This window comes from Gordonia sp. NPDC003424 (assembly GCF_053588655.1).
The window spans coordinates 551,824-560,110 of record NZ_JBSFQJ010000002.1 but is presented as its reverse complement, the minus strand read 5'-3'; the positions used below and the strand labels follow the sequence as shown (position 1 = coordinate 560,110).

The window sequence follows — 8,287 nt, the reverse complement described above, 5'->3', positions numbered from 1 at the left end:
AAGTATTCGCGCTTTCGGGCACCCCTCACCGCTCTCACCTGCGCATTCAGCTCAGCGGCAACGCCAAAATGCCTACCAACTGCGGAAGTCCGGTCTTACCCTCCGGAATCGGCCCAAGTGCTAATCGGAGCGCACGGTAGGCGACCCCTCGGGACCTTCGTCCATCCCAATTGAGGGCCTTCGCCTCCCAGGATGACGCTGCATCGCACCACATACCAACCGCGGTGACAGCGGATGGTGGTGGCGATCCTGAAGACGGAGAAGGGCTTTAGTACCTACGCGTGCCCTCACCGCCGCAGCGTGCCGATCGCCTGATTCGAACCCTGAATCCTCCAAAGCGCCCATCCATCAATCTGTTCCGAATCCACATCCCCGTAGAACCCGAACAGCGCAACAGCGGCTTCATCCGGGTCGGCGAACTCGTGCCGCCCTCTGATTTCCGAGTCGAGAGTCACCTTCCATGTCCGCGTATCGAGCCCAGCCAGCGGCATGTGACCGCCCTCGCACTCGATGAAGATACGCACGGTGCTGCCGACCGACGCGTGACGGTTGCTATGGGACGACCCTTGGCCATCCTTCCTCGGGAGCGTGAAATGCCGGAGACCCGCGCGTTCATTCCTGATAACAGGGGACTTGGACCAGTTTGACGATGAGCGCTTCCCGCCCAAACCCTTCTCGAAGTCGATGGGCTCATCGCTTGTCATGGGTGCCAACTCAAGCGCGAGAATCGCTTCGTCGCCACGATGCGCAACCTCGTCGGGATCGCAATTCAACACGGCTGCAATGGCTGTCGCCTCGAGAGGTTCCTCGCCGTCCAAACCGAATCGATGCACCACGATCTGCGCGTCGAGCGGGTCTAGGTCGACCAATGCGACGAGGATCGTGTCAAGTTCGTCGGCTCGCCCGTACCTGGTCGCCGCCGCTACGGCGTCGCGAACGACGGCCGACTGTCGGTGCACCGATTCCGCCCGTTCGGCGACACGGCTCACCGCCTCAGACGTGAGGGTTCGGACTTCGTCGGACATGGGACCGGCATCGGCCGCGACGGGAAGCCAAACATCCAAGAGTTCAGCCACTTTCGTCGCTTCGATTCGTGGATAGTGCTGCGCGATGTCGGTCAACTGCTCGAGGAATGTGCCGTGCGCACCGCACTCCGGATCCTCGGAGCTGCCTTCGGCAAACATGACGATGAAGACCGCAGCCCGACCATCCGCCTTTGGACGGATGACTCGGCCCATGCGCTGAATCATTTGCCGCCGGGACTTACTGGCGGCCACGACGATGCCGAGATCGGCCTCCGGCACATCAATGCCCTCGTCGAGGACACGCGGCGCAGCAAGCGCGGAGACCGCGCCGCGCTTGAACGAGTTGAGCAAGTCGATCCGCTCGGTTCGGGTCAGGTCGCTCGTGTAGGGCGCAGCCGCAATGCCTTGGTCGCGCAGTACATCCGCAGCAGATGCGGCCGCAGACTTGGTCTCGGCGAAGACCAGAGTCCGCCCAGATCTGTTCAGCGCCTGCGCGATCGTCGCCAGCGCCGCATCCTTACCCTTGACTGTCGCGAGCAATTCGCGCCGCTCCGCGAAGGCCTTCAGATAGCGGCGTGCCGATCGAGCGGAAGAGTCACCGTAGTCATCGCCGGCGAGTAACTGCACATCCTGGAGGAACACGCCAAACGGCTCCCCCCGGCACCCATGCTGCTCGATGAGGGCGAATCGCTCGGCGCGCGCCATCTCGTCGAGATTCTCGTACCGCACACGTTCGTTGGGCAAGAACGGAACCGGGACCAAGGCGACGTTGACCGGCGCGAGGATGCCGTCTTCATAGCCACGTTGATAGGTGCAACCGACGATGGTGTTCTCGAAGAAGGGTTTGAGGACTCGCTCGATTCCGTCATCGGATCTCTCCAAGGTGGCGGTGAGACCGAGCCGAATCTCGAAGACGTCGGACAGCACCTTCGAGAAGCTGTCCGCGCCGTAGCGGTGCACTTCGTCGGCGATCAGCAGAGCGCCGTCGTGGGGTCGTTTCACGGTGGGCCCGATCGAGGACTGCACCGTCGAGATCAGAACATCGCACTCGCGGAACGTATCTCGGAAGCCGTCACCACGTCGACCCACACGGCCACCGATACCTGCGGTGCGCAAACGATCAAACCATTGCCGCAGAAGGTCTCTCGACGGCACCACGACGAGCACCTGTCGGCCCTCGCGCACCGCCTCCTTCGCAGCTGCGATGCCGACTTCGGTCTTCCCGGATCCGGTGACCGCCTCGACGACCGCACGGCGGCCTGTTCGGTGCCACTCGTCGAGCGCTTCGCGTTGCCACGCACGGAGTTCCGTCATGCGTCTGCCCCACCCGTCCGAATCCATTTAGCCATTTCGCCCGTCGTCGTACGACGCAACTGCCCGGCCGCCACAAGTTCGTTGAGATGCTCCCGCGCCTCGGGTTCATCAAGTTTGGAGATGTGCATCGCACGCTCAATGGTCATCGGCACCGTCGGCCACGAACCCGCGATCAGCAGGCGCTTGATGGTCTCGGTGCGTCCGTCCGGCTGGATGGGCTCCACGTCGGGTTCGACGGCAACGCTCGGCCGGTCATCAACGACATCCGGGATAACCACAACGGGATCGATCACACCCTCGGGCTCATCCGGCCGTTGTACGACGTCCCTCACCCGATCGACGGGCACATCAACGATCGGCGACCGCTCATCGACAACGGGCTCGACATCGACCTGGTCGATCACCACAACGGGACTCTCGCCGCCACCCGGCTTGATATCCAAACGGTCCAGCTCGACCCACAGCGACGCCATCGCTTCGATCGCATCGGTGTAGTACTCCGACTCCCGAACACGCCAGAAGGTCCAGCCGCAGCGTCGCAGCTCGACTTCGCGCTCCAGGTCGGCGCGCACTTGTTCCGGAGTCGAGTGGAAGGCGTCGCCGTCGCACTCGACCGCCAGTCGCGACGAGCTTCCCGTGACGACCAGATCGATACGTCTGTTGTTCACCGGGACTTGCGGATTCACGTGATATCCGCGTGCGACGATCTCGTTGAACACCCTTTGCTCGAAGAGGCTGTCAAAGCGGCTGTCCCGCACATCGTTGGATACATTCTCGGGCATCGGATCCGCGGTCACACTGCCCTGAGTCGTCGTGTGCTCGAGCAACGACTTGCGAAGGTCGCCAGTGCGCAGGAGATCGGTCGTCACCGAATGGAAGAGCCACATCTGGTCCTTCGCGCGCGACGCTCCGACGTTGAAACGCTGCTCGAACTCGGTGCGGGTCAGAGACTGGAAGTTCTGTTCTGGTGCAACGACCAACGATAGGAACACCACGTCCCGTTCGTCGCCCTGGAAATCGGGTGGCGTACCGATGCGGAATCGGCGTTCTTCCCACTCCTCCTCGGAGATCAGCCCACGCAACGCGTTGTGGATGGCCGTGACCTGAGACTGTCCTTGGAGGACAACGACACCCATGGTCTTCCCATCGTAGGCGGGATCGGCGAGGCACGCCTGCACCTGCTTCGCAAGAGCCTGTGCCTCGGCCCGGTTGGCGAGGGTAGCGTTCTTACCGATGACGGTCGCCCCGGGAACGTAGGTCGCCCGCAAGGGTGGCAGGCGATCGGAACCGAACTGTCGAACCGGTACCAACGGTGCATCACGGTAGAACTGGTTGCTCGACCAACTGATGATCTCGGGCATCGACCGGAAATGTTCGCGTAGTCGGACGACCTGGCCGAAACGTGACCGCAGGAGCGAGAACAGGCTCGAGCGCGGTGTGAATGTGTTGCGCACATGGCTTGGCAGGTCAGGGAGGTAGGCATCGAGTCGTGCGAATACGTCGTCGAGGCTGCCGAGCGCTACTTCGCTTGGGGTGCACTGCTTGTCGTCGCCGACGACGATGACGCGCGGCGCGAGCCACAGTAGGTAGAGGTTGGTGATGTCGACCTGGCTCGCTTCGTCGACGATGACGACGTCGAACGCCCCCTGCTGCGGCGGGATCGATGCCAGCACCTGTTGGGTGGGCATCACCCATGCGGGCACGGCGCTTTGCGCTTCTCGCATGGCTCCCCGCGCGGATTGCCGGAATCGTTCGGCGTGTTTGCCGGTGCCTTTGCCGACGCTCCTGATGTGGTCGCGGTAGGACTGCAGTGCGGTGACTTCGCTGGCGGTCATGCGTTGCAGGCAGCTCATCCAGGCCCGCTCGGCGGCCAGTCGTGCGGTGAGTGTCGCGATGTCGGTGGTGGCAGCGTCGAGCTCCTGATTCAACTTCTGTTCCCGACCGGGCATCCGCTGCTGGGTGATCCAGTCGCTTGCGCGGCGCCATTGCCAGGCATCGGCAAGCTGACTGACCCGCGAGTCCCACAGTGTGGCATCCGAGTTCGCGATGATCTCGTCGCGCAATGCCGGTCCGGCCGCGCCAACACGGTCCGCGAGCGCGGTGAACTCCTCGAGTTCCTTTTTCTGTTGCTGAGCGCGGGCGTACCGCTGGATGGCGTGATCGAAATCGGAGGCCAGCGCCCTCTGAATGCCGGCAATCAGTTCGTGCACTTCCGGCGCGGCGGCAGGCCCGAACGTGGTGTCGAGCGTCGAGACGATGGTGGTCAGCTCGTCCCGTGCTGCCCGTCGCTGCATCTCCAGCATGATTCCCGCTGCGGCGGTTGACACGCTTGACGCGTCCTCAAGGCTGGAGATCTGGATCGACCGGCGCGTGAGATCGGTGAGTGTCTGCTGCAAGGTGGCGCGCACGGCAAGCAGCGCCTCGACGTCGGCGATGTGGGTACAGGTGTGACGGAGAGCATTGACTTCCGCGGATCGGGTTGGCTCAGTGGGCAGTTCAACGCCGACATCGGCGAGGATCTGCCGAGCAGACTCGACCGCGTCGAGGGCTGCCAGGTGTGCGACGACCGTTTCCAGATCAGCGGCGTTGGCCACCGGTTCGCCGTCGACGACGAGCTGAAGCTCTAACCCGTCGAACGCCTTTTGCTCATCGGTTCGGCGGAAGCGTCCGCGTCGCCATTCGGCACCCGATTGCAAACGTGCAAGCCATGTTTCGATTGTCCGCAGGGAACCCCGTGACACTGTGGGTGCGTCGACGCGCGCGACTCCAACCTGCCGGTCGGCGGTGATCGCAGCGTCGCGGTAATGGTCGAGGTCGGCCACTCGTTCCCAGAGGTGATCAACCGACCCGGACAACACTCGGTCTGCCAGTTGTTGCAGCGGCTGCGGCAACGCGCGAACGCTGCTGACACGAACCTGCAGCTCCTCGCACAACTGTTGCACCCGCTGGGCGGTTGCCGCGTCGGCGGTGTCGGTCAGGGCAACGAGCTCGGCCGATCGCGGAGACCCGGCCGGTGCCGGGCGATTCACCGCGTCGAACAGTCCCAAGACGTGCGGGCGGGGCGGCAAGACTTGATCGAGAGCGGGCAGATGATGCTGGTTTCGGGTCTGATGTTCCGGAGTCTGGGCTCGCGCAAGCTGCAGTAGACCTGCGAATTTCGCTGCGGTAATGGGTGATTCGGCCGAATACAGTGGGCCCGGCAGCCAGGACAGGTTGTCTCGCCGGGACTGCAGGTCACGCACGATGGTCGCCAGCGTTCCCCGGTAACCGATCGCAATTTCGGGGTGCTGATAGGTCTCTGATTCACGCAGTGCCCGAATGGATTCGAGAATTTCGGCGCGACGTGCGCGCGCCTGGTCCCGCTTGTCGGCGAGATCGGCGATCTTCTGTCGCGCGATTTCGGGCACAAACGACGTTTTGCGTTCCGCGATCGTCGCCACGCTGCGATTGAGCTCTTGCGAGCCGCCGCCCGAGAGGTCGGTGATCGAGACGCACAGCTCTTGCATGTCCTCGGGCAGCTTGTCCCGGAGCACTTGCAGCGCTTGTGACTTCTCACTCGTGACGAGCACGCGTTGTCCCCGGGCGAGCAAAGCCGACACCAGATTGGCGATGGTATGCGTCTTGCCTGTGCCGGGCGGACCTTCGACGACGACCCCACTGTCGCCGCCGAGACGCTCGATGATCGTCGCTTGCTCGCTGTTGGCCGGCAACGGGAAGAGAGGGTCCTCCGCGAGCTCGCGGGGCGCGGTAGCGCCGGTCGACTCCAACCAGTGGACCCGCTCCTCGGCCTCGATGGACGTGACCAATTGAGCCAGACCGAGCGGGGTTTTCTCACCCACGTTGGCGGCCTGCGTGATCATCTGGTCGTAGTACTCGACCAATGCGAACGCTCCGCGTCGTCGGAGCACGAGTGCGGGTGACACGTCGAGGGCGACGTCGTTCAGTGCGGACGGCGGTTCCAGCGTCTCGTCGACGGTCACCTGCGCGTTCAGGGTGCGTGTCACCCAGTTCTTGAGGAAGACCGCGATGGACGGGTCGACCGGCGAATGGTGGTCCTTCAACTGCTTGGCCAGCACGACGCTGCCCGACTGATCGAACACGTCGACGCCGGTCAGGAGCTGAGTGTCTTCGAGTCGACATGCAGACAGCTCGACCAAGTTGACCAGCAGGTCGCCGGTCTCCTCGTCGCGCTCGATGGTCGCCTCCTGCGTGACCAGGTGAGTGTTCACGCGGTTTCCGCCGGTCAGCCGGGGAGGCAAGGACAGCAGGCCCGATGCGACGACGAGTTCCACCGATTCGGGACGTGCCTTGATCTCGCGCATCATGTCGCTGAGCGATTGATAGAGCTCAGCTCCAGGACGCCGCTGCCGGTCGGTTTCGGCCCATAGCGTCCACGCCGAGTGCCAGCGGGAGTAGCCGGTGCGAGCTCGGTCGATGGCCGCGTGATCGACGTCCTGCTCTGGCTCGGGCTCACGGAACTGTGGTCCCGTGGATTCGCTGCGGTCCAGGTCAGCGGAGCCGGCGACCCACGGCGCTATGTCCGCCGGGATCTCCGGCGGCTCGTCGAGCGCGATCCGCGGGGCCCGAAGCAGCGTCTCGCCGGCGCTCGCGGCCGTATCGATCTGGAAGGGCACTGCGGACGGGAACAGCCACTGCACCTGCTCATGCCTGTCGACGTCGAGGACGGGCTTTGTGCGTGCCTTGACGATCTCCCGAAGAAACTCCATCAACCTGCCGACACGGTCCTGCAGGACTGCGTCATTCTCGGGATTACCCACGTACCAACCCGTCACTCACGCCGCGCTGCCGCGGAATCCAACAAATCAGGCATACGGTAACCGCAACCTCCGACAGTCGCGCGGGCGACTACTCGCTAGCAACTGTGTAGTAGGTCACGTCTATGCGCGCACCATAGTTGAGATTCGCAATTACCGCTCGGGGTGCGAACCCTCTGATTGCGAGCACAGGGCGGGCGAACCAACTGCGCGCGGACGAACCTAATCGATTCCGGCGCGGGATGCCCTGGGTGCGCGGCGACAACGGGCACAAACCTGGTCGTACCCCTCTCCTATCCTGAATGTGTCAGGTGGTCCACCCGCTCGCGGTGACTCAGCCCGCGTCCGTAGGAACCACCATCCCGCACGCTCCCACCGTCGCCGTGACGGTGTTCGAACGCGCCAACAGAAGGGAGAAGTCATGTCCGACTTCGACTTTGATGCCTTCGTCGCCGAGGGGTGGCTCCGGTTGCGCGAGGACCCTGCGTCTGTCCGACCTGGAACTCGACGACCCCCTCTTCGTGATGCCAAGGCCGAACGCCGACGACGACAGCGAACCGTTCGCACTGCGCTTCGGCCCCGCGGCCGAGGGCATCCGCTGCACCGTCGCCTGCGACGCCCGCGACGGTGGGTGGGAACTCCGGCAACTCAGCTGGCGTCAGCTTCGCGAAGGCCGCTTCATCGCGGAAGATTAGCCCGAACGATTCGATCGACCAGGTCAGCGGCTTGCTGTGGGTCCTCGTGCTCCCACACTCGGATCACTGTCCATCCTGCATCCTCGAGTGCCCGATCCGTCTCATGATCACGCTTGCGGTTCGCCCGCACCTTCTCGGCCCAGTACTCCGGATTCGTTCTGCTAACCGTGTGGTGCTCGGGACACCCATGCCAGAAGCACCCATCGACGAACACCGCGACCTTCGAACGTGGGAAGACAAGATCGGCTCGCCGACGCAGGCCTTTGAGCGGCGCACGGTCGACGAAGTAGCGAAGACCACGCGCGTGGATCTCGGACCGAAGGCGCAGCTCCGGCTTGGTGTCCCGACCTCGATTGGCTGCCATCGACCTGCGCACGGCTTCGGACGAAGCCCACGACTCACCCACACGATTGAGACTACTCACGCAGCGAGGTCGATCGGGTTCCCGGCCGGTCAGCTTCCCAGTCCCCTCTGGCGC

5 protein-coding genes are annotated in these 8,287 nt (G+C 63.8%); 2 read left to right on the top strand and 3 right to left on the bottom strand.

Annotation, left to right across the window (positions count from 1 at the left end; all coding sequences use genetic code 11):
- Positions 1 to 287 precede the first annotated feature (287 nt).
- Together ACWDTI_RS05100 and ACWDTI_RS05095 are read right to left on the bottom strand one after the other, a co-directional pair.
- Positions 288 to 2,339 (bottom strand): DEAD/DEAH box helicase, encoded by a 2,052-nt coding sequence (locus ACWDTI_RS05100; protein ID WP_449736937.1) that lies wholly within the window; start codon positions 2,337 to 2,339, stop codon positions 288 to 290.
- Positions 2,336 to 6,220 carry an AAA domain-containing protein gene (locus tag ACWDTI_RS05095; RefSeq protein WP_449736936.1) on the bottom strand — a complete coding sequence of 1,295 codons (3,885 nt, stop codon included), beginning with the start codon at positions 6,218 to 6,220 and terminating at the stop codon, positions 2,336 to 2,338. Before ACWDTI_RS05095 ends, ACWDTI_RS05100 begins: the two co-directional genes overlap by 4 nt.
- A gap of 561 nt (positions 6,221 to 6,781) precedes the next feature.
- Here ACWDTI_RS05095 and ACWDTI_RS05090 point away from each other — a divergent pair.
- On the top strand, positions 6,782 to 7,177 hold the full coding sequence (locus ACWDTI_RS05090; protein ID WP_449736935.1) for a hypothetical protein: 396 nt from the start codon (positions 6,782 to 6,784) through the stop codon (positions 7,175 to 7,177).
- 461 nt (positions 7,178 to 7,638) lie between these two features.
- Positions 7,639 to 7,809 (top strand): hypothetical protein, encoded by a 171-nt coding sequence (locus ACWDTI_RS05085; RefSeq protein ID WP_449736934.1) that lies wholly within the window; start codon positions 7,639 to 7,641, stop codon positions 7,807 to 7,809.
- Here ACWDTI_RS05085 and ACWDTI_RS05080 read toward each other — a convergent pair.
- A complete protein-coding gene (locus tag ACWDTI_RS05080) occupies positions 7,793 to 8,215 on the bottom strand; it encodes a very short patch repair endonuclease (protein ID WP_449736968.1) in 423 nt (140 codons plus the stop codon). The genes ACWDTI_RS05085 and ACWDTI_RS05080 overlap by 17 nt on opposite strands.
- Positions 8,216 to 8,287: the final 72 nt, after the last annotated feature.